Origin of the sequence: Algoriphagus sp. PAP.12, assembly GCF_026652115.1 — a bacterium.
GTDB lineage: Bacteria > Bacteroidota > Bacteroidia > Cytophagales > Cyclobacteriaceae > Algoriphagus.
In genome coordinates this window covers 1-25,728 of the sequence record NZ_JAPPSQ010000032.1, presented here as the reverse complement: position 1 = coordinate 25,728, position 25,728 = coordinate 1, and the positions used below count along the sequence as shown (strand labels likewise).

The window sequence follows — 25,728 nt, the reverse complement described above, 5'->3', positions numbered from 1 at the left end:
ACCAGGAAGGCAAGTCTCCGATCAAGTTCAAGGCTTGGAACATTTCCAACCCTAAAGTTCCTTCCTCTTTGCTGACTGTAGTATTCCCCTCCACATCAACAAACTGCTCTGAATAACCTTTGCTTGTCGACACGGCAGAGTACTCCATTGTCAACCTAAGGTTTGGATTTTCATCCTCAGAAGAACATGACATTGTGGCAAACAGCGCAGCTGCTCCAACTAGGGCTTTTGAAAAATTTAAGCTTTTCATTTAGATAGATATTGTATTTAATCAAGATTTCGCGTGGCAAATATATTTATTTAGATTAAATCAAAATAGATTATTTAGAAAAATTCCAGATAAAATTAAAAAAGCTAAAAAAAAGACAAACAGACTTCAGGCTTCCAGAAAAAGGTGGACAAACCGACTAAGAAATCAATATTTACCTCTGTTTATCGAAAATCAATATTCATATAATCATTACCTTTGAGGCATGAAGGTTTTTCCGGTCTTATTGGCTTTGTTTTCTTTTTGGCTGACAGCCATGCCCTGCTGTAGTACAGAAAACAAATGCGATACCATCGAGGAAAATCAAAATTCCGACTCTCAGGATGATTGCGAGGATCAGTTACCCTGCTCTCCTTTTTATTCTTGCGGTAGCTGCACAGGATTCTCCACCGAGGACTTTTCATTCCCTCCACTTCTTTCTTCGGAAGAAATTACCATTGAGCCCATTGCAGAATGGAAAGCCCCTTTTCCCGATCAGCATAGAAAGAGAATCATCAAACCTCCAGGCAAAGCTCTCCCAATAATTGCCTAGCTCAACTTGAGCTTTTCCTCTTTCTTACCCATTGAATATCACCATGCTAAAATATTTCTTAGTAGGCATACTCCTATTTGCCTCACACTCTGCTATTTCGCAAAGCAGCTACCAAGCAAAAATCATTGATGAAGATTCGGGCTCACCTTTGATCGGAGCCACATTATTATTCAAGGAAATTTCCATTGGAGCTGTTTCTGATGAAAATGGAATTGCCACTGTGAATGAAATCCCAGACGGAACATTTACTCTTGAAATTCGATTTCTAGGCTACGAATCTCAAAAAATTCAAAAAACCTTTCCTTTTACCCAAAAAGAACCCGAGGTAATTTCTTTGGAGCATTCCCATGAAGAAATGGAGGTTTTGGTAGTCCAATCCAACCGAAGTTCCAGGGTAATAGAAGACGTACCCACTCGAGTAGAAATAATCGCTGGGGAGGAACTCTCAGAAAAAGGAAATATGAAACCGGGAGACATCCGGATGCTACTGAATGAAAGTACAGGGATTCAAACCCAACAGACTTCTGCTACAAGCTACAATTCCAGCATCCGGATTCAAGGTCTGGATGGAAAATACACCCAATTACTACGTGATGGTTTGCCTTTATACGCGGGATATTCTTCCGGCTTAAGTCTGATGCAAATAGCGCCATTGGACTTAGCCCAAGTGGAAGTCATCAAAGGAGCCTCTTCCACATTATATGGAGGAGGTGCCATCGCAGGACTTGTTAATTTGATTTCCAAAACTCCAGAAGAAGAACCCGAATTGTCGGTTATGCTAAATGGAACTTCTGCCTTGGGCTTGGATGCAAGTGCTTATTATGCAGCAAAAAAAGGCAAAATCGGAACCACCATTTTCACTTCTTATAATAAAGGGACTGCATACGATCCAGCTGATATAGATTTGACTGCGATCCCAAAATTCGATCGATTTACCATTAAACCAAAGCTCTTTTGGGACATTGATTCACAATCAAGTTTGGTCCTGGGATTGAATCTAATGCAGGAGGACCGATTGGGAGGAAACATTGATTTTATCAAAGGTGAATCTGTAGATGAGCCTTATTTTGAGAAAAATGCTACGAATCGAATTTCTACAAGTCTCCACTATCAAAATCAACTCAGTGAAGTTACTCGGCTAACTGTCAAAAACAGTTTGAGCTTTTACGATCGAAGTATAGAAGTGCCGGATTTTCTTTTCTCAGGAAAGCAATTTTCTTCTTTCTCTGAGGTAAATATGAATACCCAAGGAAAAAATTCAGAATGGATAGGTGGACTGAATTTATGGACGGATCAGTTTTCCCAAAAAGAAGGAAATGATGCCCTTCCTTTGGATTATACGCTAAATACCTATGGCGCTTTTGTTCAAAACCTTTGGAATGTTTCTGAGCAATGGACGCTGGAATCTGGCTTTAGACTAGATTATCAAAAGGAATATGGAGTATTTCCTTTGCCAAGGGTTTCAGCCATGTACAGGCCGAGTGAAGCTATCACATTCAGATTGGGAGGTGGATTGGGTTACAAATCACCAACAGTTTTTACAGAAGATGCTGAGAGAAATCATTTTCAGAATATTCTTCCGATTGATCCCAATTTATTTGAAGCAGAAAAATCTGCCGGAACCAATCTTGACATCAATTACAGAGTGGCTTTTGGGAATGAACTCTCCTTGGTTGCCAATACGCTTTTCTTCTATACCAGCATTCAAAACCCTCTTTTACTTACCCCGGCAGGAAATAATTATGAGTTCCAACAACCTCAAGGAAGCCTTGAAACCCAAGGAGTAGAAGTAAATATGAAGTGGAATTACAAAGACTTCAAGCTCTTTGTAGGTTATACATTTGCAGATGTGACTCAGCAATACAATGACATCAAATCCACCTATCCATTGGTAGCAAAACACCGGATTAACAATGTTTTGATGTATGAAAAACATGAGAATTTTTGGATAGGATTAGAAGCCTATTATTTCAGCCCTCAGCAACTGAATGATGGAAAAACTGGAAAATCCTATTGGATCGTAGGTTTGATGAGTGAAAAGAAATTTGGAGAGAATTTCTCAGTTTTCCTGAATTTTGAGAATTTCCTGGATACCCGACAAACTCGGTTTGACTCAATTTACACAGGAAGCCTTTCCAATCCGGAATTCAGAGATATTTACGCTCCTGTCGATGGATTTGTGATCAATGGAGGGATAAAATTCAGATTACTTTAAAACAAATTTACTAAATCCTTTAAACATAAGGGGCTAGTAAATTTTATTGCGCTTTCAAAATCTTAACTGGCCCTAATAACCCAGACTCCATTAAAGGTGAATCAGCTTGGTAAAATGGCATGGTGGTAAAAGTCGTTTTTTCAGCTCCTTCTTGGGCATCTCCAATTAATCGATTCACCCAGGTGTTGACTACTCTTATTTCCAATTGATTTTCTCCCTGTTTCAATGCTTTGGTGATGTCTAATTTGAAAGGAGTTTTCCAGACAACCCCCATATTTTGCCCATTTAAGATTACCTCAGCCAAATTCTTGACCGAACCCAAATCCAGGTAATAAGTCCTCCCCTGTTCCTTTTCTGAAACCTCAAAGGTCTTATGATAGATGGCTATACCCGAAAAGTACCGAACTTCATCCTCTTGATTTTCCGACCATGAAGTCAAAGTTGAAAATTCCTTTTTTACCCCATCCAAATCCACATTCCAACTTCCAGAAAGTTCCTGAACCAAACTCTCCTCCGATTCAAAAACATCGAAAGAAGACGCTCCCTCATCCCCTCCCAACACTACGAAAAAGGCATCCCAGGACTCAAAATCCAAAGGAATTTCAGTTCTACCATTTTTCACTTCATAGGAAATCAACTGCGCTTTTCCGTTAATTGGGTCCCATTTCATAGGAACTTTACCAGCTGCCCTAAGACTAACCCTAGCTTGAGTGGGTTCCACACTTCGGTTATTAAACCAATAGATCTCAGTATTATCAGTCTTCCTATGCCTAAAAAGGATTTTATGATCTGTACCCGAAATTTGCACATCCGATGCCACAGGAATTTTCACAGTTGGCCCCACATTCTCCAAAGCCCAAACTGCATCTGCTATTTTTTTAAACTCAAGTTCATTATCCGATAAACTAGGAGATTTTATAGGCTGATTTCCGATTATCTTAACTCCTGCATGGGCGAGTTCCTGGATCTTTTTCAAAACAGGCAAGGTCATTAGAGAGGCACTTTCATCCAATATCAAGACCTCATAGCTATTTCCACTTTGGGCAACAAGCTTTCCATTGACAGGCTTGATCGCTTCCAATAAGGCCGTAGCGTTTACAAAATCAAACTCATAGCCTTTGGGGATATCGGGAAGTTTTTCTCTGGTAACCCAAGTGACATTGGTGTTTTCGCCATAGAAATAAAGGATGTCTGCCACATTTCTTCCCTGTTGCATTAGATAAGAACTCCTTCCCAAATAATCGATCCAAGGTTTGGCCATCTCTGCCCAGGTTTCCTGTCGCGTAAAATATTGACCGAAAGGTCCCAAAGAAAATCCGGGTTTTTTATCATCCAAAGGCTGGTGAACGGAAGTGTGAATGACAAATCGATTGAGCCCTGAGGCCAATTCCAAATCTGCCGTCCTTTTCAATCTTTCAGGATATTCCTGAAATGGTCTCCCTACTGATGTCATGGATTCGGCCGCCACAAATGGTTTCCCATAAATATTGGCCACAGAAGCAGATTCCCGAATATCTCCTTCACTTCTGACTTCCTCGTCTGTGCCACCTCCCAAACTTCCAGGAGTCCACATGGCGGACATCGGGATATCTGCGTGCCGTTTGACATCCATCCCATCTGCCAGATAAATCCGCTTATTTTCATGGGACTCTGTGTAGCGCTTCATACCTCTTCGATGCAACTCTTCCCCAATGATGTCATAGTGGTTATCCGAAATCATTTCCCCGATTGTCTTTCGGAAATCCCACAGAAACTTCTCACTTTCCTCTCTACTTCCCACCAACATTCCTGTTAAAACCGGCAAATAAGGAGTGAGATTATATCCTCTTCTTTTTTCAAATTCTTCCGGGAACCTGGAAGTCCAAGTCATATGACCTGCCTCATAACTATCCAAAATCATGTATTCCAAGCCAGCAGCGCCCAATTTTCCTCCGGTAGCATCCTGATACAAATCCAAATAATGATTGATGTACTTTCTGACTGCTTCAGGGTCTAATTTATCCACTTCCAAACCGGTGGCTTCAGGAGATGCAGGATGGTTTTGACGTCCCGTCAATGAATATCCAAATCGAACAATCTTCCATTTCCCTTCAGGTGCTTCCCAGGAAAGCGTTCCATCGGCTTTCATTTTAGAAGTTAGATTGATGATTTGATCTTTTTGGATCACATCATCATCCGATTTATTAAAATTATCCAATGCTATTTGGTAATCCTCCGTCCATGGAGAAAAGCCGGCTTTATCCTCTATCTGATCTACCCTTGAAGTTGTGTACAAAACAAATTCTGCTACCTCCACTCCTGCAGGTTTTGGTGCTTCCATGGGTCCTCCAGCCATGGCAGCGAAAAGATTGACTTCTCCAGGGAGAGTTTCATAACAGATTCTCCAAAATTTAGCAGTTGTGGCTGGAAAAGACACGGTATTAAACGGAACGGTACTCCCTGAAACTTTGGCAATGGTTCGGAAATTCACTCCATCTTCACTGACTTTTAGACTTCTATTTTCCGGACCTCCATTAAATTCTGCCAAAGCTCCATTCATCGCGCCAGAAATACTCATCGCCTTGAAAGTCTGTGGCTGATCAAAAGCATATTGAATCCACATGTCTTCCCCAACTTCCATGGGAGGCAAAAATTCAGATTCCCCTAATTTCCCATCTGTTAATAAACCCAACTCAAACTTTCCTCCACTGGAGGTCACTACTGGCTTCAATTCCTGAATCTTTTTTTCATGTTCTTTCACTGGAAAAGCGATAACCATCGCATCCTGGTAAAAAACCGGCACTTCACCTATAAAGCCACCAGAAATCCCTCCGCCCTCAAGCGGAGCATCTTGGAATTTACCAGTTTGCCCTGAAGGCTGAGCGAGTTTCAAATCCAAGGTTTTCCCTCCTGCTACTAATGTCTCCGACCATACATATTTTTTCATCCCATCTTCTGGATTCACCCATGGACCACCTGTCACTGACCATCCCGGAGAACCGGCAATCGCCATCTCCAAGTTTTTTTCTGCGGCAAGATTTGTTGCCAACTGAAAGGCTTTTTTCCACTCTGGAGTCATAAAAACCAGTTTCTTTTCCACCACCACAGGAGTAAAAAGATTCGCATCAAAATTCTGAAATCCTCCGATTCCCGTTCTTTGCATCCATTCCAGGTCTTTACGAATCCCTTCTTCCGTTATATTTCCATTCATCCAATGCCACCAAACCCGAGGCTTCGCTGAATTGGGAGGAGAAAGAAAGTTTTGATCGATTGGATTTGACGGTTGGCTTTGCTGGGCAAAAACATGACTACCAATAAAAAGTGATAAGCAAATAAGTAGTAATTTCTTCATCTTGGGTTATTGTTTACGGAGGCTACACAATCCTAATGTTTCATTTTGACAAAACTATCCTGTTGCATAAGGAGACAATTTTATCCATAATAAATATCTGTGAATCATCCTTTCTAAAAAGCAATTGTGCTATCAAGGCCAATTGGAAACTGAATCAGTGAAAGTTTGTGGATTGGTGGTGTTTATTTGGTAGGCTATTGGCCACTTAAGAAGTGAAAAAGGTAATTTTGAGGTATTATTGAGGATGAAAACCAATGAACATTCAATTTTAAATTATTAGTAAATCAGGGATAGCCCTATAGTAGATTGTCTTTCATATGTGAAAGGAGCAATGAGAATATTTTCAAAGTGATGATAAGTCATTTTATGGCGTATTAGTCGATTTTGACAAATGTTCAAGACATAGCTATACAGGCCGAAAAAATAAAATACTGGTGTCCTTTATTTAAGAGAGGCTATAAACTTCCATCTGATTTTAAGGAGGAGGATTTGCCATTGCACTAGGAAGCATTTCGAAACTAAATTTTATCCTATGAATTTCGTTTTCTTGCGATGGCAAAACTGGCTAAAATGGTAGCTGGAAAAACTTATCCACTTGATCTATTTTTTGATTGAATCTATAACCGGTCCCTCTCACTGGTTCACGCAACATTGACATAATTAGAAAATAGCAAAAATTATTTGCAGCCACATCCATTGTAGGATTTCACCTAGATAATTTTTAAAGAATATATGCCTCTTGGTTTGTTGTTAAACCATAGGAATTTGTTTTGGAGATCATGGATGGAAAATCAATTTGGAATACGAAGGATAGTAATGGTAATAAGATGTGTGAAAGATATTTAGTAGATGAATCGGCCAAAAATTAACCTTGGGTAAAAGATGTTAATGAGAAAGCCTGGACAACTATTTAGGATCGAAAGAAATCGATTTCCTCAAACCTCCACACTCTTTTTGATTTATGATATCCCAACTATGAATGCCCTTTCCACTGGTGGTAATATATTAACAATCCCCAGAACTCTATTGGCTCTGGATAGCAGCATTCTTTTGAAATCTTCTACAAACTCGATACTTTCTTCTTCCCATACCTTTGAGAAAACCTCAAATACCTGTCTGGAACTATTCACTTTGGGTCTCTGGCTTGCTTTGACTTTTCCGCAATAGCTCAGCTTTATTTCAGCTACTTCAAACAGATCAATTTTTCTTGCCAGCCTCTCCATCATCTTTTTTCGTTTTTTTGGAACAATGAATTATGAAGCACCCCCAGTCATGGGGCGACAAAGACCTGAAGGAAAAGGAATAAAAAGCGAAGCAGCTTTATGCCGGAACCCTCTGGTCGCCCAGAGCCCCAAGTACTATCCTGGCTGGAAATTCAGAGAACAATCCATCACTTAACGGCACAATTACTTTTTTACAAGAACAAACCACACACCCTCATCATATTGACCAACAATTTTCATTACCCCAATAAATCTGGATCAAAAAATAAAAAATTCATAAACAATTTTTGGTAGCTACCACAACGGTGTAAAAAACAGGGTTTTACATTATACAATTTTGCTTCTGTCAGCGGGAAACAAATCCTGCAAACCAAAACAGGAAATCATGTTGGAAGCAATAACCTGGACCCACTATTTCAGCGCTATGGCGATTTGCCTACCCCTTTATTATCTGGGAGTCGCAGTCTACTACTACCCCAAAGAAATCCGAGGTTTACTTTCTGGAAATTCTATAAGATTCAGTCCGCTTGGACTTCAGGAAAATCAAAAATCTCAAACCTCGACTGAGATAAATAGAGTCGATCTCTATGAAGAACTGGAAACCACAGTAGCCGAACTCAACCGCATTCTGAGAAAGGCGGGAACTACGACAGCAAAAGAGCAACTCTTTCAATTGCTACATCAATTACTGTCCAACCACCCCGGGCTTCGGGACCCCGCCTTCAGGAATGCCATCACCAATTTTCTTTCAGAGCATATCCCAAAAACCAACCGAATTCCAATCATTGATTCTGATCTGGATTCCCTCTGGGAAACCTAAGCCCTCTCCTATTATCCCACATCAAACAAACTTTCCTAAACCACCTGAATAAACTCCTCATGAAAAACGTAAAACATCATTGCATCACTTTTAAAAAAACGGCAGTTCTCACTTCATTCCTCTTTTTAATTACTGTCACCCTCACTCAAGCCCAGGATGGATTGGCTGGAATCGCTGAGGCCGACAGACAGGTCCGAAGTTATTTTGCCGCAGGTACCAGTTTGATGTACGCCATTGGAGCAATCCTAGGGCTGATCGGAGCAGTAAAAGTCTATCAAAAATGGAATGCAGGAGATCCGGATACCGGGAAAGTGGCCGCAGCCTGGTTTGGCAGTTGCGTGTTTCTGGTAGTTGTCGCCACGGTCATTCAGTCCTTCTTTGGAGTGTAAGAATAGCCACACAGAAAAACCAAGCTAAAATTCTCTCAACCATGTCCATCAGCATCTACAAAATCAACAAGGGCATCAACAAGCCCATTGAATTCAAGGGATTAAAAGCCCAGTACATCTGGTATCTCATTGCCGGTGTGCTGGCACTACTTATGGGATTTGTCATCCTTTATATTCTGGGACTGAACCCATTTATCTGCCTGGGAATCATCCTGACCTCAGGGGGCCTCCTGGTCCAACAAATCTATAAACTCAGCCATCGCTATGGAGAACACGGGATGAGTAAAAAACTGGCATACAGGAAGGTTCCCTATGCCATTCGCCTAAAATCAAGAGGAGTCTTTCGCAAACCAAAATCTTTAAAAAAGGAATAGAAAAAGAGAGCAATACTCCACTACCATCTTATCAAGATCAAAAATCCAATCCTTCAATCCATGCAAAGATCATTAGAAAAACACTTTCCAATCTTAAGTATTGAAAGGGACTGTATCCTATCCAAAATGGGAGATATCACACTTGCATACCAGGCTTTTTTGCCAGAAATCTTTACGCTAAGTGATCGGGACTACGAGGCATTTCATCAGGTTTGGATCAAAGCCATCAAAACCCTTCCAAAAAACTCTGTACTGCATAAGCAGGATTGGTTTACCCAAAACCAATTCGAATCAGATTTCAGGCAAGAAAACACAAGTTTTCTAAATAGAAGCAGTGATCAGTTTTTCAATGAAAGACCTTTTCTGGATCATTCCTGCTATCTGTTTCTTACCCTCAAACCCAAAAACAGAAAAACCTCCACGAGTCTGTTCTCGACACTTCTCAGATCTCACATTATTCCCCAGGAACTGAATCTCAGCCAAACCCTTCCCAGCTTTTTGGACACCTGTGGTCAATTCGAGCGCATTCTTTCCGATAGTGGATTTGTCAGGTTAATCAGACTCGAAGAGGAATCTTTATTCAGCAGTCCGAAACACCAAGGGCTTTTGGAATCCTACTTCAATCTTTCAATCAATAAATCTGAGGGTTGGATTCAGGACATCCAGTTCAAGCCACAATTTCAGATAGGAAACAAATCCTGTAGGATATTCAGTCTCAGTGAAGCTGATAACCTCCCCACACTCTGTGGGAGCCGAATCAATTACGATAAATACAGTACGGATACCAGTAAATTCAGCATTGGATTTCCTGCCTCTTTGGGTCAATTGCTTCCCTGCAATCATATTTACAACCAGTATCTTTTTATCGGAGATACCCAGCAAACCCTCAAGGATCTGGAGTCCAAACGACTCAGGCTCCAATCTTTGGCAAACTACAGCCGAGAAAATACCATTGCCCGAGATGCCACCAATGACTTTTTAAATGAAGCCATCAGTCAGCAACGCATTCCAGTAAAAGCCCATTTCAATCTATTGACATGGACTGAAACGCCTGATCAACTTCAGGAAATCAAAAAGTTGGTTGGTTCCGCATTTTCGCAGTTGGAGGCCCTAGGAAAGGAAGAAACGGTAGGAGCTCCCCAGATATTTTGGGCCGGAATTCCAGGAAATGCTGCTGACTTTCCGATGAATGACACCTATGATACCTTTGTAGAACAGGCAACCTGTTTTTTAAATCTGGAAACTGGTTATCAAGACTCCCCAAGCCCCTTTGGAATCCGGTTGGGCGACAGACTAACCGGAAAACCCATCCATGTTGATTTATCGGATGAACCCATCAAACGTGGGATCTGTACCAACCGAAACAAATTTATTTTAGGACCCAGTGGTTCTGGAAAGTCCTTTTTTACCAATCACCTCATCCGAAGCTATTTTGAGCAGGGTACCCATGTAGTATTGGTCGACGTGGGACATTCTTACAAGGGACTCTGTGAGATGGCCAAAGGCTATTATTTCACATATGATGAACAAAACCCCATCCGATTTAACCCCTTTTATATTGCAGAAACAGATCAACTGGACACCGAAAAGAAGGAAAGCATCAAGACCCTGCTCCTAGCCCTCTGGAAAAAAGACAATGAGACGTTCCGCAGAAGCGAATACGTCGCCCTATCCAATGCTCTAAAAGGGTATTATGAAAAGTTGCAGACTCACCCGGAGTTATTCCCTTCCTTCAACACCTTTTATGAATATCTGCAAACAGACTTTCAACTGATTTTAGAATCCGACCAGGTCAAAGAAAGAGACTTCGATATCAGCAATTTTCTTTATGTGCTCCGACCCTACTATCAGGGTGGTGAGTTTGATTACCTGCTCAATGCGCAGGAAAACCTCGATTTGCTACAGGAACCCTTTATCGTCTTTGAACTGGACAATATCAAGGATCACCCGATCCTTTTCCCGGTGGTGACCATTATCATCATGGAGGTCTTCATCAATAAAATGCGAAAGCTCAAAGGAATCAGAAAACTCATCTTGATTGAGGAAGCATGGAAGGCCATAGCCAAAGAAGGCATGGCCGAATACATCAAGTACCTATTCAAAACGGTCCGCAAGTTCTATGGAGAGGCGATTGTGGTCACCCAGGAGGTCGATGACCTCATCAGTTCTCCGGTGGTCAAACAGGCCATCATCAACAACAGTGATTGCAAAATCCTATTGGATCAATCCAAATACCAAAACAAGTTTGACCAAATCCAACAGCTCTTAGGCTTAACCGACAAAGAAAAGGCATTGGTGCTTTCTGTCAACAAAGCCAATGATCCCAAACGCAGATACAAAGAAGTATTCATCAGTTTGGGAGGAACCCTTTCCAAGGTTTACCGAACCGAAGTTTCGAAGCAAGAATACCTGACCTACACCACTGAGGAAAGAGAAAAACTGCTGGTTATGGAGTCCGCCCAACGCTATGGGTCCATTGAAAAAGGAATAGCGGCACTCTGCAATGAATCCTCCACCTAAAAAAGCAGCAGAATGAAACTCCTCCCCTTAAAAATCAAAAAGACTCTCCTACTTTCAATTCTTTGTCTAGGACTCGCATTCATCCCAACCCAAAGTCAAGCAGCTGTCCCTGTGGCAATCCTTGAAATCATCAAAAAAGGAATCACCAAAGTCATAGTGGCTGTCGACCTGAAAATCCAAAGGGAACAGAACAAAGTGCTCTGGATGCAAAACGCACAAAAGGTCTTGGAAAACACGCTTTCCAAACTCAAACTGCAAGAAATCGCCAACTGGACTGAAAAACAGCGGGATCTGTACCAAAACTATTTCAATGAGCTGCAGACAATCAAATCTGCCATTTCAGGATATCAGCGAATCCGGGAGATTTCAAAAAAGCAGGCCAGAATAGTTTCTGAATACCAAAAAGTCTGGGCCATTATTCAGCAAGACAAACATTTCACTCCCAATGAAATCGAGTACATGGCCAAGGTCTATTCAGGCATTTTGGCAACTTCAGTCCAAAACCTGGATCAAATGGCCCTTTTAATCAAATCTTTTACCCTTCAGATGAGCGAAGGAGAACGACTCGAACTCATCAACAGCACCGCCGACCGGGTGGATCAAAACTACCTGGACCTAGTCTCTTTCAATCAAGGGAACGGATTACTAAGCTGCCAACGGGCCTCCAGTTCCGATGAACTTATCCAAATACAAACCCTGTACGGTATCAATCCCTAAACTATGAAACGACTGATCCTTCTCTTCTATTTGATATGCACTACCATTCCATCCCCTGCCCAGAGCTGGGAAGAATGGTGGAAGCAAAAAGAAACCCAACAGAAATATCTGACTGAACAGATTGCTGCATTGAAAGCATACGGTTTGGTACTTAAGCAAGGCTATGAAACCGTATCCCAAGGTTTAACTCTCTACAACCAATTAAAGAGCGGGGACTTTGGCCAACATAAAACCTATTTTGACTCATTTTCTCTGATCTCCTCTCAGGTCAAAAACCATCCAAGCGCTGAAAAAACGCTTGCCCTATATTCTAAAACACTCCATCTCCTGGATCAATTTCCAAAAATGGTCCTTGAAAAAGACTTCTTAACACAAAGCGAGAAATCCGTCATCAGGTTTGTAGTGGAGCAACTTCACAAAGAGTGTAATCAAATCCAAACTGAGCTTCAATCCCTTTTGGGAAAAGAACATTACCGGCTCAATGATGCAGAAAGAATCAGCCGTATTGAGCAAATCCATGCGCAAATGAAAGAGGCATATAGCTTCACGCTTTTGCTCCAACAGGATTGTCAAAGTTTATTACAATTCAGACAATTGGATTCCCAATCGATTCAGCTTCAGAAGAACCTCTATCCAAAATCAATTAACTGATCAAATGATGAGAATCCAACTGCTATTTCTTCTGCCCTACCTTCTGATTCTGGGAATTCAACCTGTAAAAGCCCAGGAAGATGAGGCGGCACAATTACTTCTCAATGTTGCCAAGTTAAGTCAGCTCAAACAAATCATGGTCGATTTGGAAAAGGGATATGCAACCTTGAAGCAAGGCTATTCCCAAATTGAAAATCTGGCAGAGGGGAATTTCAATCTACATGAAACTTTTCTCAACAGCCTTTTACAGGTAAGTCCATCGGTAAAGAATTACCACAAAGTGGCTGAAATCATCCGCTATCAACTCAAACTGATCAAAGACTATAAAGTGGCTTTCCAATACTTCAAAGGATCAGGTCAATTTACCCAAACCGAGATTTCTTATCTATCAACAGTTTATGAAAATCTCTTTCAAAAAAGCCTGCAGCAACTCGATGAGCTCAGTCTGGTTTTGACTGCCGGAAAGCTCAGGATGTCAGATAAAGAAAGGCTGGAAGCCATCGACCGGATCCATTTGGACATGGAAGATAAAGTACATTTTCTAAGCTCTTTCAATCAGGAAACCCAGATTCTGGCAGGCAACCGGTTAAAGGCCAAAAATGAATTGAATGGGGTTTGGAGTCTTTTTCAATCCAAAGAAAATTAAGCCACCAGAATCATGAAAATCCATTCTAAAATCACGCTTTTTCTAATCGGGTCACTCCTATCACCAATCCAATCCATGGCCCAATCAGGCTATAACCGGGGACTCCACGCTGTTTTGGAAGAGCTTTATGCTGAAATGATGCCCCTTTGTGGCCAACTCATTACAGTTGCGCAGGGAATTGCTGCTTTTGGCACATTATGGTTTATCGCTGTCAGAGTATGGAGATCCATCTCCAATGCGGAACCCGTCGACCTATATCCTTTATTCCGTCCCTTTGTCATCGGCTTTTGTATTCTCTTGTTCCCCTCGGTCTTAGCTCTGGTCAACGGGGTTATGAATCCCACTGTGACAGCGACTGCAGCCATGATGGACAATTCTAACCAAGCCATCGCAAATCTGCTCAGGCATAAGGAGGAACTGGTGAAAGGAACCATCCAGGGAGTCATGTTTAGGAACAACCACCGTCAGGGAGATTATGAAAAATGGCTCAAATACACAGAAGGTTTACCTGAAGGCAGCCCGGCTCCAGAGGAAGGAATTTGGGAATCCTTTTCAAAAAGCATGGAATTCGCCGGAGCCAAATTCAGCTTTAATTTCAAGCATTGGATCAAACAGGCCATTGCTGAGATCCTACAACTGCTTTTTGAAGCAGCTTCTCTGTGCATCAACACATTAAGAACCTTCCAGTTAATTGTACTCTCCATTTTGGGACCATTGGTCTTTGGACTCTCGGTTTACGATGGCTTCCATCATACTCTGACAGTCTGGTTGGCCCGCTATATCAACATTTATCTCTGGCTGCCTGTAGCCAATATTTTCGGGGCCATCATCAGCACTGTTCAGGAAAAAATGCTGGTCCTGGATATAGGCCAGATCGAGAATACTGGAGATACCTTCTTCTCGGCAACAGACACCGGTTATCTGATCTTTCTCATCATTGGAATCATCGGTTACTTCTCAGTCCCCTCGGTTGCCAATTACATTGTCCATGCAGCCTCCGGAGGAGCCCTCTCCTCTAAAACCACCAGTTTCTTTACAAGGGCAAGTGTCAATACAGTCGCCATGGCCGGAACAGGTGCAGGTATCGCTGTAAAAGGGACAAGCATGGCAGCCGATTACCTTGGAGATAAGGCTGCCAATTTGATTAACTCTCTTTCATCAAGAGGTACTAGTTCGAAATACTTCAATGAAAACGAAAATTATCAATCAGACAAAATCAAAGGAAATTCCTAAGCATCCCTCCTATGTTTGAAAAACCAAAAAATATAGACAGCGCATTCAGGCAAATCAGATTGTATACCCTGATCATCATTATTGCCTCATTTCTATTTGCAGGTTATACTTTTTACAAAAGCCAGCAACTGAGTACTGCTCTGCAACAAAAAGTCTATGTCCTGGCTAATGGGAAAGTGTTGGAGGCATTCCTGACTGACCGAAGGGAAAATCTTACAGTTGAAGCCAAAGACCACATCTCCACTTTCCATCGCTATTTCTTTAGCCTGGACCCGGATGAAAAAGTCATCAAAACCAATACGGAAAAGGCATTGTACCTAGCCGACCAATCCGCTAAAAGACAGTATGATAATCTAAAGGAAGTCAACTACTACTCTGACATCATTGCAGGAAACATCAGTCAGGAAATCCTGACAGACAGCATACAAGTTCAGTTAAGTCACAGTCCCTATTATTTCAGATTTCATGGCAAACAGATTCTCACACGCACAGGATCTATTGTTACCAGAATCCTTGTCACAGAAGGAAATCTGCGAATGGTTTCAAGAAGTGAAAATAATCCCCATGGTTTTTTGATCGAAAACTGGAAAACCCTGCAAAACCATGATTTCCAAATTCAAACCCGATAAAAATGAAACATCCCGGCAATCACAGAACCCAACAACAGCGAAGATTTATGCTGATCATCCCTTTCCTGACCATCCCCTTTTTAACGCTGACTTTCTGGGCCTTGGGAGGAGGAAAAAACCCGGAAGATTTACAGATAAAAAAAGCAATTCAAGGGCTCAATTTAGAACTTCCTGGAATTAGCGACTCAAATGAAGGGGAAATGGATAAACTGGAACATTACCAACGCTCCAGTTCTGATTCCATCCAAATTCAGAAAGAATTAAAGAAAGATCCCTATTACCAGATGGCTTTTCGGGGAGAGGAAATATCTGAATCAAAAACAGAAAATGAAAAGGGTCTCCCGGACTATCTCTATTCTGACCCGAATGCCATTCCATTCAGGAGAAGCTCAGTTCCTCTCATCGAGGACCCGCAAGAGGAAAAAATTCTAAAAAGGCTGGAAGCACTCAACAGAACTTTGAATGAAAATCAGGATTTCACAACCAAGAGCCTCAATTCAGATAAGACAAGCCAATCACCATCAGATAAAACCCAATCAAGTTTGAATCAGAATCTGGACCGATTGGGTCAAATGATGCAGCAAATGAAGGCAGCCCCAGAACCAGATCCTGAATTTGAGCAGATGGCAGATCTATTGGATAAAATTCTTGATATCCAACATCCCCAAAGGGTGCAACAAAGATTAGAGGCCAAAAAAGTTCATCATCCAATCAAAAAAGCCCAATACCTGAAGCCTGATAACCTTCATGAATTCCCTGTTTTGCAGGCTGACAAGCAAGAAGGGCATGCAGGTCCACTTGAAAACAAAATTGAGTTTTTCGGCTTGGAAGATTTTCCTTCCCAACAAGCAAGTTCCCAGTCGATTTTGGCAGTGATCCAAGAGGATCAGAGCCTGATCTCCGGAGAAACTGTCAAGCTTCGTCTACTTCAACAGGTGAGTATTTCCGGATTAATTTTCCCCAAGGACCAATTGATTTATGGAGTAGCCTACCTGAACAGAAACAGGCTCCATATAACAATCCAACAGATCAGGCTAAATGACCAACTCATCCCTGTGGATTTAACCATCCATGATGCCGATGGATTGGAAGGAATTCTCATCCCTGGATCTATTACCCAAGAGGTCAATAGCCAAACAGGAGCCCAAGGAATCCAAAGTCTGGGTTTGAGCACATTTGACAATTCACTGGAAGCCCAGGCAACCGCCGCAGGCATAGAGACTGCAAAAGGACTGGTAAGAAAAAAAATCAAACAGAGTCCGGTCCACCTGAAAGCAGGATACCGAGTCTGGATTTCCAATAATGGATCAACCTATTAAGAATCCCAAAACAAAAGACCATGAAGACTATCCGACTTATAATGCTATTGATCACCTGCTGTATTTATCCTAAACTGATTACAGCCCAGCAAAACTATCAAATCCAAACAAGGAGTATCCCTTCTTCCAAAATACAAATCAGCGAGCAAATGACCACCAACCTGATTTTTCCCCATGCCATAAAAAGTGTCGACCGGGGTAACAGATCCATTTTGGTACAAAAGGCAAAAGAAACTGAAAACATTCTGCAGGTAAAGGCAGAATCAAAAGCCCTTCCAAACAGCAATCTGACAGTTATTACAGAAGAGGGAGGGTTTTATTCATTTAGAGTAGAGTATCAGGCAATACCCCAAGCCCTGAATTTAAAGATTCATCCAAATATCAACGAAGTGAGGGTGAATTTAGAAAGTTCAATTCCGACGAAACCTCAATTAGAAACAACAGCCAAGGCAGTTTCCCTTAAAAACAAATCAATTCAGGGGGTCAGGCAACATCGTTTTTTAACAGGAATGATACTGGAGGGAATTTACATTGAAAAGGACCTGCTTTATTTTCAGATCAGGCTTCAGAATCAAACCAATATCCCCTATGATATAGATCAATTCCGACTATTCATCAGGGACAATAAACAAAGCAAGAGAACCGCCTCCCAGGAACTGGAACAAATTCCGATTCTGATTTATGGAAATGCACAAAGGATTCCGGCCCAATCAGCCCAGACTCTGGTGGTCGCACTTCCCAAATTCACCATTCCGGACCAAAAGCATCTGAAGATTGATCTGATGGAAACAAACGGAGGCCGTCACCTCCATTTCAAAGTCAAGAACAAACATTTGATGGAGGCCAAAATCCTGCATTAAAACTACAGAACCATTGAACTACAACTTAAACCAAAAATTAAAAAGCCATGAATGAGCCAAACTTCGATTACCTCAAAAACCAGGTCAAACACACCGGATTCGGAGAATCTTTGGAAGAAGATCTGAAGAACAATATCCAACAAGCACCTCAGGAATTCACCATAAATCATCAGACAAAATTTGGTGAAGATCAGATCCAGGCAAATCTGTACTTTAAGAAATCTGCCATGACCGATATGTATTTCTTCAACAAATATGAGCTGAGTCTCACCAAAGAAGGCCAGACCGAACCATCCACCAAGCAGACCTTTTACATCGGAAAGGATAACAACATTACCCTCAAAGAAGGCTACAATCTCTTGGATGGGCGCTCAGTCAATAAAGATCTGGTCAACAGGGACCAGCAGAAATACAATGCCTGGGTTCAGTTGGATTTCAAGCAAACAGACAATCAGGGGAATTTCAAGTTGAAGCAATTCCATGAAAACTATGGGTTTGAGTTAAATCAGGCTCTTGAAAAGCATCCGATCAAGGAACTTCAAAACCCGGAAGAACGCGGCAGATTGGAGGACTCACTAAAAAAGGGAAATCGTCAATCTGTCACCTTCTTAAATGAGGGGACTGAAACAAAGCGGTATATAGAGGCCAATCCTCAGTTCAAAAATCTGAACATCTATGATTCCAATCATATGAGAACCTCAGAATCCCAAAAGGAAGGGAAATCTGAGGTTCAAAAGAAAACGCAGAAACAGAATTTGAAGGGAGAAACAGAAGACAGTCCCTCTGAAAAGACTGTAAAAAGAAAAAGGAAAAGAATAGCTGTTTAATTGCCATCTGAACCCTGATGAAAGAAGTATTGGAGAAATTTATGTCCGGCATAGACAAGGATCCAAGGATCTGCCTGTCCCATATAGGACTTTTCTCCGTACTTCTTCATGTTAGGGAAGAACAGGGCGGAAATGAACCCTTCCCCATTAAAAGAGAAGAATTGATGAAAGCAGCCAAGATCTCCAGCACTGCTACCTATTTCAAAATTCTGGGTCAACTCCACGAATATGGCTATATCCAATACCAACCCACTTTCAACAGAATGAGCCAATCAAAGGTCAGGCTTTGTTTTCCAAGTAATTATTCTCAGGAGTAAAAACCAATTAAAACTCCGTGACCATGAATTCAATCACCAAAGAAGATCTTGAAACTTTAAGGAATCAGCTTTTCGCTGACTTAAAAACCTTATTGGATAAGCCGTCCATTAATACCGAATCGGAGAAAAAAAAGAAGTAAAAGAGTGGTTAAGGAGTCTGGATATCAAAAAAATGCTGAGCATTTCCGATGCAGCCCTTCAAAACTTAAGAATAAGAGGTTTGGTACATCCTGTCAAAATATCTTAAAAAGATGCTAGCAACGTCTAAATATTGAAAACCCTACTCAAAAAAAAGCGGATCATCATGACCCGCCTTTCCAACTCTATCCAACCAATTCATCAAAAACCCAATCCAACAGCCATCGCTGAAGGATTAAAATTCACCTCACTTACTTTCATAGCCTCACCGCTCATTAAGTCGATTTGATATACTCCAGTTACACCGGAGACTTGAAGAAGCGCATAGGCCATTCCTGACATTCCTCCGATATCAAAACCATTTTCTTCACTAAACTCAACTCCTAATTCCCCTACTGCTACAAGAACTCCATCATTGGGTGGAATCTGCTTGTAAAGCATATGATCCATGTGATCCAAAACAAAAAGGGTGGTTTGAGTCGTTCCTGCAAAATTATCCGAATAAGCGGCAGCCGAAACCATCGGCATTCCTGGGTTCAAATCTCCATCGATTGCTACAACAGTTCCCAGATCAGGATGCAATCTCAGGTTTTGACCAGCGTCTGTCACCAAACGAATTCGATCCACAGTAGGATTAAAATCAAAACCTACCCAGGTTCCCTCAATCATTGGCATAAATGGATCACCAATCTTCATCAACATCCCATTGGAAGGATTGACTGAATACAACTGACTCCAGTTCGATACAGCTAATAATTGTCCTTTGGCTGGTCTAAAGTCTAGACCAACGATTTCTTCACCTTCTCCCAAACCTTGAAGACCAACCATTGTCGGTTGTGGCATCATCGGATTGAAGCGGTAAAGCATTCCTTCCGAATCAGCAGCATAGGCAATAGGATCAGTTTTAAATGCGACACTAATCACATCTTCCTTGAACCTACCGATCCAAGTGGCATTACCAGAGCCAAGATCAATTAAATAAAGTCTGGATTGATTGGGAGTTGTCCTACTGACTGCAAGTGCATAGGTATTGTCAGGATTGATATCCATAGCTGTAGGTCCATCAAAGTCTTCTCCCAAACTGCCTACTTCCTCAAGCCCCCCATCGTTTGGCGGAACCTGTTTGTACAATTTATCCTGATTGATGTCTATATCGAAAAGAGTTGTAGTAGTTGCTCCTGAAACACTATTGGAATAAGCCACTGCACCGATCATCGGATCCATACCTCCATTGATGCTTCCATCAATAGCGACCACCATTCCTGTTTCCGGATGCAGCCTGAGGTTTTGTCCAGTTTCAGAAACCACTCTCACTCTATCCACCGTAGGATTGAAGTCCAAAGAAGCACTCATTCCTTCAATAGCGGGAGAAAAAGCCATTTCACTCAAAGCGGTGGCCATCCCAGAATTTTCATTGATTAGATACAGCTTACTGGCCGAGCTCAGACCATATAACTGACCTGTGGCAGGTCTATAATCGATGGAAATAATTGTTTCTCCGGATCCCAATCCCATGATCATCTTGGAGTCAACCGGGAAATTCAAATCTCCTTCTTGGTAGAAGTACAGTTCATTGCCTTCTGCCAAAGCTGTAAAATCAATGGCTGGAGGGTTCCCCGGGTTAACATCGCGAGGTTCATTGCGTTCCTGACAGGAAAAGGTCCCTATTGCCAAAAAAATCAAGGCAAGGCTCGAAGAGTAAATGGAGTTCTTTTTCATAAGGTTAAAATTTTAAAACACTTACGAAGTAGAATCCTAATCTGGATTGACTTGACTTCCAATTAAATTACTATAATCAGAGCTAGGGAAATCTATAAGCTACCTCTTGTCAATGCTTTGTTTTCACAAATTGACCCCCTCTACTCAATTTTGGTCTGAATGAAGGTTTGTGAATTATAAGTGCTACCGGCCCAAAAAAGTAAAGGAGAAAAACCCTTAAAGGGTTTGTGGATAAACCTCTAGCATCAGTTTTCAAAAGAGCGATTTTTCAATTATTCCTCTCCAAAAATTTGTGTCTCAAAACCATCGATGCTTTTTCTGTTTTTATTATCCCAATAGGCTTCAATCCTTTCTTTACCCTGTTTTTCTGCCCAGGTATTCAAGGTTGATCTTTCGGATTTAAACTCCATAAAAGGAACCGCAAAACCACAGGAAGTTTGAACCAGATCCACCTGCATGGACATGATCTGACGAGTACCAACATTGGGTGGAAACAATTCCAAATAGGAATGAAATTGCTTATCCCTTTCATGAAAAATCTGCGCGGTACCATACAATCGGAGTATGATGGGTTTTTCCTCAAAGCTGCAGAACATAATGGTCATGCGATCATGGAGCAAAAGATGTGCAGCTGTTTCATTCCCGCTACCTGTCAGATTCAACCAAACGACATGATTGGGTCCTATTACACGAAAAGAATCTGTTCCCTTTGGAGAAACATTTACTCTCCCCTGTTGGGCAGCTGTACCTACAAAAAATATCTTCTGATCTTCTATGAAACCCTGTAATTCAGGTGTTATTGACTCTAATTGCTTTCCCATTTGATTTGACTTTATCTAAAAATGAATCCCCCGTTTATTGCTCAACCCAATTAGATTCAAAATGAATCCTTTTCTCTGATTTAAATGCAAAAATCCATTTACAGGCCGAATTGCCTCAGATGATGGTCAGTATGCTTATAAACCAAATGCCCTATCTGTTCCTTGCTCATTTTTCCAAAAAAATCATGAATAAAACTAGGGTTATCATACTCGTTATAGGATTGGATCAATTCAATCCATTTGGATTTTTCCATTTCTAAATCACCTTTTTCTCTTGTCACTTTAAACTGCGGTGAGCTTGGAATATTCTTGTCCAAGGGTTTTTCATCTTGGATCATTTTTCGGAGAGCAAATTTTCCAAAAATCTTACCTATAATCTCTTGCTTGTAGACAAACTCACCTTTTCCCAAAATCCAAGAATTCCAATAGGTATTATGACAAAGCATTTGGTAAACATTCATTTTCCCCCAAACAGGCTGATCACCTTCCTTACTATTTTGAATTCTTTTGATGAACTGTTCTTGGATACTTTTTTCAAAAATCGTTTTCATGAAATCAACTCAATACATTTTTTTTAAAACCTAAAATTGAAAGCTGCTTAAAAGAAGTCCCCGAAAAAATTAAGATAATAGCTTCAAGCCACCCGTCAAACCGTTTTAACACTTCTCTTTTTTCAATTGAAACAGGTAGCATCTTTGGATGGGGCAGACAGGATTAAGAATAGATTTAAATGCACTAATGGAAAACATCAGATATTTCTGATATCACGCTTGTTTTTGGATTCAATTTTCTATCAAATAGAAGAGGATAATTCATCCTTCCCCTTACCGGAAAATTATTGAGCCAACTGCTTCCATCATGAAGTCCCCAAAAAGTAACCCTTGAGATTTTATCCTTATGCTTTTCAAACAACTTAAAAATCGCCGCATATCTCTGGGCCAATTGGGATTCAATTTCGGAAGGAAGTCCATCTATATAGGGGTTATATTCCTCGGAGTTTCGGAAATTTTGATTTAAATCTGCCCCAATAGCTGATGAAGGTCTGGGAAGTACATCCACGTCAAGTTCGGTGATCATGACTTTAAAACCAGCATGGTGGATATCAATAATACCCTGCTCAATTTCTTCCAATGAGGGCGAATTGAGCTGGTAATGTCCCTGCATTCCAATTCCATCTATTCTTATTCCCTTAGATTTCAAATCCTTGGCCATTTCAAGAATGCCCTTTCTTTTAGAAGCTTTCCAGACATTGTAATCATTGTAATACAACTCTGCATTTGGATCTGCCCTTTGAGCAAACTCAAAAGCCTTTATGATAAAATCCTTTCCGGCTATTTTATACCAAGAAGATTGTCTGAAACTCCCGTCTTCCTCGATGGCTTCATTGACTACGTCCCAGCCCTGAATCTTCGATTTATACCTCCCAACCACAGTAGATATATGGTTTTCCATACTTGCTAATAATTCCTGTTTTGCTATAGGTTGGTTATTTTCATCATAAAAGACCCAAGAAGGAACCTGCTGATGCCAGATAAGTGTATGACCAATTGTAAAAGCATTCATTTCCTCCCCTAAAGCCACATATCGATCCCCAAATTCAAAGTTATATTGGTCAGGTTTAGGATGAATCCTCTCCCACTTCAATCCATTCTCTGGACTTAGACTATTGAAATTTTCCTTGATAATCGACTGGATTTTTGGATCCGAACTCCCCACTTGTCTTGAATTCAAGGCCACTCCGATATAGAAACTTTCTCCAAAGAGCTGTTTCAATTTTGGGGCAGGTAAGCTAAAAGCCACCATCAAAAAAAGGGTACACAGAAAGGCGGGCCATCGCCACAGTTTTAAGAAAGAATGTTTTCTTTTCATAGTTTACAGACCTCAGTCAAATTCCCAATGAATTTCTCCAATCCAATGGGACTAGTCTAATTTTGCCAAATAAATCTACTTATTTCAAAGCAATCCCATCGAGGATAACATGAATGGTTTTGACAAATTCCATCCTAAAGAAATTATCAAAACCATTCTATCACTTACTCTTAACCGGCTTTAAATGCTGGAAACAGGTCCTACCACTGGAGTATTGGCAGGCTTTGCAATTCCATAAACGACTAGGACTCCAGAACCTCCACCCCAAGTGGAATAAGCTGGATCCGGTTTTGCGCCCATCACAGTTTGTGGTAAATTCCAATTGTTTGCACACCAGAGATTTCCGGCCTGGTCCACCACCACGTCAGTCAACATTTGAATACTCCCTGAATGAATGGTATGAACCAAATCACCCGTATTGAGTCCTTCAGTTCTTCCGCTAGGATTTGCTCCTACCATGAATGAAACTCCTCTTCCCATAAAATTCGCAACCCATACGTCATCATTGCCATCCACAGAAACTCCCCAAGGAGCACTCAATTGCCCATCTCCAAATGGGGTCAGCTTTGATTTGTTTGTGCTTTCATCATATAAATCCTGAGCACTTGCCTCTGCAGGAATCATAAAAACAGAACCAGTCCTATTCTTTTTGCCCACCGTTTGCTCCAGATGGGGAAAGCCCAAAGCGAAACCTTCAATAATAGAAACATGATCTGTCGGAGTTGTGGAAGGAAAATCCGGACTGGTATTACAGGCCACCCAGCAATTTCCTTGAGAATCCAGGGCAACTCCCCTTCCTCCTCCGGCAAGGAAAAACAATTCAACTTTCCCTTTTTCTTGCTGCGGAGTAAATCTCATTAGGGATTTTCCATTGGTATTGCTGATCCAAACCCGGTTTGATTCATCTATTGCAGCCGCGAAAGGAGCCGAAAGAAAACTGATGGTTTTGGAATTTTCAGGATCATTAACCGTGAAATCATATTCCTTCCAATTATTCAGATCTCCATTCTGAAAATAGAGCATCACATTCGAAGAGGTTCCTACTACCCAGATATCGCCATTGGGAGCCACCCCTATTCCTTGAAGACCTCCTATTTTATTTAGTTCAGCAGCCAAGCTTTCTGGTATTTCTTCAAAAACAGGTGAGCCATCTTCTAGATTATAAATTCCGATAGACCCGTTGAAACTGGTCACCCAACAAGTCCCCGCTTGAGTGACCGCCGTTCCCCAGCCAGCTCCATCCACTCCCATTCCTGTATAACCTGTGACGGGTGGAGAAAGTAATTTACCATTGGAACTCAACTTGACTAATCCTCCGCCAATTCCTTGATATACGCCATTCTGAGCACCCGGCATCCAATTAAGGCCTGTCCACAAATTCCCATCCTTATCTAGTGAAAGTTTTCCTGGAGCGCAAATCCCTCCCTGACCAAAAGCCAAGATCATCGCAAAATCCTCTGGAGCGAAACTTAAATAGGGAACAAAAGGAGAACTCCTTCGGCTCATGGGAACCAAACTGTTAGGCTTGTAGGGAAAGCCATCTTCAGGCTGAGGATAGGCAATGTCAAACAGACTGTACAATTCTTTAGGGTGAAGCCAAGGTGAACGTGCTATTCCAAGCATTGCCTGCCAGGTATTGGATGGTTTATTTCCTCCCATGGGTGTTGAATAGGCCAAGAATTGCTCCTTCCAATCCGAATCTTGAGAACAAACCGTCCCATAAGCGCAGATCATTGCCGCCAAGGTATTAATTCTTGCCAAGGTCTCATTCTGGGTGATATTAAATGGATTCATCAAAACTTCACCCCAGGACCCAGTGAAGGGATTCACTAGATTAGGCGTGTTTTTAGCCGCTATTCCAATGGCTTTTTGATTTCCCGATAATTGATTATCCGAGAAAAACTGGGCGCAGGTAAAAGCGGAAGCCACAGAGGTCAGTTCATTAACCACCACTCCTGCTCCTGCTTCAATTTCTGTCATTGATTCAGGAGATAATACCGACACCAGCACTACTGATGTAGCATCTAAATTGGCAGTGATGAAAAGAACAGAATCTTCAGAAGAAGGAGTTGCTACAAGGCTGAATCCTCCATTGTTTATTGCAGACACCGTCGTCTCTGCTATGGAATTCTCAAGGTTAGATTCCCATAGCCTGACTGATGCAGTAAGTGAATTGGATTGATTAAAAGATACTCTTCCTTTGATGTTGATTGAGCTAGACATAATATAAAAATATTAGTTGATTAGATTTAAAAATTAGTTTTTTATTATTTAAAGAAAAAATAAATCACCTTTAAATAGGTGATTTAT

General features: G+C 41.3%; 23 protein-coding genes. 14 read left to right on the top strand and 9 right to left on the bottom strand.

What is annotated here, in order from left to right; translation table 11 throughout:
* Positions 1-250, bottom strand: a 250-nt coding sequence (locus O0V13_RS20665; RefSeq protein ID WP_442780943.1) for a hypothetical protein, incomplete at its 3' end; no start/stop codon positions are given.
* 223 nt (positions 251-473) lie between these two features.
* On the opposite strand from O0V13_RS20665, the gene O0V13_RS20660 reads away from it, so the two are divergent.
* A complete protein-coding gene (locus tag O0V13_RS20660) occupies positions 474-800 on the top strand; it encodes a hypothetical protein (RefSeq protein WP_268036923.1) in 327 nt (108 codons plus the stop codon).
* A gap of 43 nt (positions 801-843) precedes the next feature.
* Complete coding sequence (locus O0V13_RS20655; protein ID WP_268036922.1) at positions 844-3,015, top strand: TonB-dependent receptor; 2,172 nt, start codon at positions 844-846, stop codon at positions 3,013-3,015.
* A gap of 43 nt (positions 3,016-3,058) precedes the next feature.
* Here the strand turns inward: O0V13_RS20655 and O0V13_RS20650 are convergent, their stop codons facing one another.
* Both O0V13_RS20650 and O0V13_RS20645 read right to left on the bottom strand, forming a co-directional pair.
* Positions 3,059-6,346 carry a glycosyl hydrolase gene (locus tag O0V13_RS20650; RefSeq protein ID WP_268036921.1) on the bottom strand — a complete coding sequence of 1,096 codons (3,288 nt, stop codon included), beginning with the start codon at positions 6,344-6,346 and terminating at the stop codon, positions 3,059-3,061.
* 959 nt (positions 6,347-7,305) lie between these two features.
* Positions 7,306-7,572, bottom strand: coding sequence for a hypothetical protein (locus O0V13_RS20645; RefSeq protein WP_268036920.1), 267 nt, complete (start codon positions 7,570-7,572; stop codon positions 7,306-7,308).
* Positions 7,573-7,954: 382 nt separating this feature from the next.
* On the opposite strand from O0V13_RS20645, the gene O0V13_RS20640 reads away from it, so the two are divergent.
* From O0V13_RS20640 to O0V13_RS20585, 12 genes are read left to right on the top strand one after another with little or no spacing between them, the layout of a single operon-like run.
* On the top strand, positions 7,955-8,389 hold the full coding sequence (locus O0V13_RS20640; protein ID WP_268036919.1) for a hypothetical protein: 435 nt from the start codon (positions 7,955-7,957) through the stop codon (positions 8,387-8,389).
* Positions 8,390-8,448: 59 nt separating this feature from the next.
* A complete protein-coding gene (locus O0V13_RS20635) occupies positions 8,449-8,778 on the top strand; it encodes a DUF4134 domain-containing protein (RefSeq protein WP_268036918.1) in 330 nt (109 codons plus the stop codon).
* 41 nt (positions 8,779-8,819) lie between these two features.
* A complete protein-coding gene (locus O0V13_RS20630; protein ID WP_268036917.1) occupies positions 8,820-9,152 on the top strand; it encodes a DUF4133 domain-containing protein in 333 nt (110 codons plus the stop codon).
* A 60-nt stretch (positions 9,153-9,212) separates the two neighbouring features.
* Positions 9,213-11,672: a TraG family conjugative transposon ATPase gene (locus O0V13_RS20625; protein WP_268036916.1), complete on the top strand. Its 2,460-nt coding sequence runs from the start codon at positions 9,213-9,215 to the stop codon at positions 11,670-11,672.
* 12 nt (positions 11,673-11,684) lie between these two features.
* Entirely contained in the window at positions 11,685-12,389 is a 705-nt protein-coding gene (locus tag O0V13_RS20620) for a conjugal transfer protein TraI (protein ID WP_268036915.1), read from the top strand.
* A 3-nt stretch (positions 12,390-12,392) separates the two neighbouring features.
* Positions 12,393-13,040, top strand: a complete 648-nt coding sequence (locus O0V13_RS20615) for a hypothetical protein (RefSeq protein WP_268036914.1) — start codon at positions 12,393-12,395, stop codon at positions 13,038-13,040.
* A gap of 4 nt (positions 13,041-13,044) precedes the next feature.
* Entirely contained in the window at positions 13,045-13,686 is a 642-nt protein-coding gene (locus O0V13_RS20610; protein WP_268036913.1) for a TerB family tellurite resistance protein, read from the top strand.
* A 12-nt stretch (positions 13,687-13,698) separates the two neighbouring features.
* On the top strand, positions 13,699-14,919 hold the full coding sequence (gene traJ, locus O0V13_RS20605; protein WP_268036912.1) for a conjugative transposon protein TraJ: 1,221 nt from the start codon (positions 13,699-13,701) through the stop codon (positions 14,917-14,919).
* 11 nt (positions 14,920-14,930) lie between these two features.
* On the top strand, positions 14,931-15,548 hold the full coding sequence (gene traK / locus O0V13_RS20600; RefSeq protein ID WP_268036911.1) for a conjugative transposon protein TraK: 618 nt from the start codon (positions 14,931-14,933) through the stop codon (positions 15,546-15,548).
* Positions 15,549-15,550: 2 nt separating this feature from the next.
* Positions 15,551-16,867: a conjugative transposon protein TraM gene (gene traM / locus O0V13_RS20595; protein WP_268036910.1), complete on the top strand. Its 1,317-nt coding sequence runs from the start codon at positions 15,551-15,553 to the stop codon at positions 16,865-16,867.
* Positions 16,868-16,887: 20 nt separating this feature from the next.
* Complete coding sequence (gene traN / locus O0V13_RS20590) at positions 16,888-17,727, top strand: conjugative transposon protein TraN (RefSeq protein ID WP_268036909.1); 840 nt, start codon at positions 16,888-16,890, stop codon at positions 17,725-17,727.
* Positions 17,728-17,774: 47 nt separating this feature from the next.
* Positions 17,775-18,554 carry a hypothetical protein gene (locus O0V13_RS20585; RefSeq protein ID WP_268036908.1) on the top strand — a complete coding sequence of 260 codons (780 nt, stop codon included), beginning with the start codon at positions 17,775-17,777 and terminating at the stop codon, positions 18,552-18,554.
* On the opposite strand, the gene O0V13_RS20580 is transcribed toward O0V13_RS20585, so the two are convergent.
* The 6 genes from O0V13_RS20580 to O0V13_RS20555 all read right to left on the bottom strand — a co-directional run bounded on the left by O0V13_RS20580 (position 18,551) and on the right by O0V13_RS20555 (position 25,641).
* Entirely contained in the window at positions 18,551-18,826 is a 276-nt protein-coding gene (locus tag O0V13_RS20580) for a hypothetical protein (RefSeq protein ID WP_268036907.1), read from the bottom strand. The genes O0V13_RS20585 and O0V13_RS20580 overlap by 4 nt on opposite strands.
* A 384-nt stretch (positions 18,827-19,210) precedes the next feature.
* Entirely contained in the window at positions 19,211-20,728 is a 1,518-nt protein-coding gene (locus O0V13_RS20575; protein WP_268036906.1) for a DUF4394 domain-containing protein, read from the bottom strand.
* Positions 20,729-21,000: 272 nt separating this feature from the next.
* A complete protein-coding gene (locus tag O0V13_RS20570; protein ID WP_268036905.1) occupies positions 21,001-21,549 on the bottom strand; it encodes a pyridoxamine 5'-phosphate oxidase family protein in 549 nt (182 codons plus the stop codon).
* Positions 21,550-21,647: 98 nt separating this feature from the next.
* Positions 21,648-22,100 (bottom strand): DUF1569 domain-containing protein, encoded by a 453-nt coding sequence (locus O0V13_RS20565; RefSeq protein WP_268036904.1) that lies wholly within the window; start codon positions 22,098-22,100, stop codon positions 21,648-21,650.
* A 184-nt stretch (positions 22,101-22,284) separates the two neighbouring features.
* Positions 22,285-23,322, bottom strand: a complete 1,038-nt coding sequence (locus tag O0V13_RS20560) for an endo-1,4-beta-xylanase (protein ID WP_268036903.1) — start codon at positions 23,320-23,322, stop codon at positions 22,285-22,287.
* Between the two features lie 276 nt (positions 23,323-23,598).
* Entirely contained in the window at positions 23,599-25,641 is a 2,043-nt protein-coding gene (locus O0V13_RS20555; RefSeq protein WP_268036902.1) for a Vgb family protein, read from the bottom strand.
* Positions 25,642-25,728: the final 87 nt, after the last annotated feature.

What these genes read in the sequence shown, in the direction of transcription:
- O0V13_RS20555 (WP_268036902.1), bottom strand. Translation starts at nt 25,641, where the DNA reads ATGTCTAGCTCAATCAACATCAAAGGAAGAGTATCTTTTAATCAATCC.
- traN (WP_268036909.1), top strand. Translation starts at nt 16,888, where the DNA reads ATGAAGACTATCCGACTTATAATGCTATTGATCACCTGCTGTATTTAT.
- O0V13_RS20610 (WP_268036913.1), top strand. Translation starts at nt 13,045, where the DNA reads ATGATGAGAATCCAACTGCTATTTCTTCTGCCCTACCTTCTGATTCTG.
- O0V13_RS20585 (WP_268036908.1), top strand. Translation starts at nt 17,775, where the DNA reads ATGAATGAGCCAAACTTCGATTACCTCAAAAACCAGGTCAAACACACC.
- O0V13_RS20645 (WP_268036920.1), bottom strand. Translation starts at nt 7,572, where the DNA reads ATGATGGAGAGGCTGGCAAGAAAAATTGATCTGTTTGAAGTAGCTGAA.
- O0V13_RS20565 (WP_268036904.1), bottom strand. Translation starts at nt 22,100, where the DNA reads ATGAAAACGATTTTTGAAAAAAGTATCCAAGAACAGTTCATCAAAAGA.
- O0V13_RS20570 (WP_268036905.1), bottom strand. Translation starts at nt 21,549, where the DNA reads ATGGGAAAGCAATTAGAGTCAATAACACCTGAATTACAGGGTTTCATA.
- O0V13_RS20575 (WP_268036906.1), bottom strand. Translation starts at nt 20,728, where the DNA reads ATGAAAAAGAACTCCATTTACTCTTCGAGCCTTGCCTTGATTTTTTTG.
- O0V13_RS20635 (WP_268036918.1), top strand. Translation starts at nt 8,449, where the DNA reads ATGAAAAACGTAAAACATCATTGCATCACTTTTAAAAAAACGGCAGTT.
- O0V13_RS20615 (WP_268036914.1), top strand. Translation starts at nt 12,393, where the DNA reads ATGAAACGACTGATCCTTCTCTTCTATTTGATATGCACTACCATTCCA.
- traK (WP_268036911.1), top strand. Translation starts at nt 14,931, where the DNA reads ATGTTTGAAAAACCAAAAAATATAGACAGCGCATTCAGGCAAATCAGA.
- O0V13_RS20625 (WP_268036916.1), top strand. Translation starts at nt 9,213, where the DNA reads ATGCAAAGATCATTAGAAAAACACTTTCCAATCTTAAGTATTGAAAGG.
- O0V13_RS20655 (WP_268036922.1), top strand. Translation starts at nt 844, where the DNA reads ATGCTAAAATATTTCTTAGTAGGCATACTCCTATTTGCCTCACACTCT.
- O0V13_RS20620 (WP_268036915.1), top strand. Translation starts at nt 11,685, where the DNA reads ATGAAACTCCTCCCCTTAAAAATCAAAAAGACTCTCCTACTTTCAATT.
- O0V13_RS20650 (WP_268036921.1), bottom strand. Translation starts at nt 6,346, where the DNA reads ATGAAGAAATTACTACTTATTTGCTTATCACTTTTTATTGGTAGTCAT.
- traJ (WP_268036912.1), top strand. Translation starts at nt 13,699, where the DNA reads ATGAAAATCCATTCTAAAATCACGCTTTTTCTAATCGGGTCACTCCTA.
- O0V13_RS20640 (WP_268036919.1), top strand. Translation starts at nt 7,955, where the DNA reads ATGTTGGAAGCAATAACCTGGACCCACTATTTCAGCGCTATGGCGATT.
- O0V13_RS20630 (WP_268036917.1), top strand. Translation starts at nt 8,820, where the DNA reads ATGTCCATCAGCATCTACAAAATCAACAAGGGCATCAACAAGCCCATT.
- O0V13_RS20660 (WP_268036923.1), top strand. Translation starts at nt 474, where the DNA reads ATGAAGGTTTTTCCGGTCTTATTGGCTTTGTTTTCTTTTTGGCTGACA.
- traM (WP_268036910.1), top strand. Translation starts at nt 15,551, where the DNA reads ATGAAACATCCCGGCAATCACAGAACCCAACAACAGCGAAGATTTATG.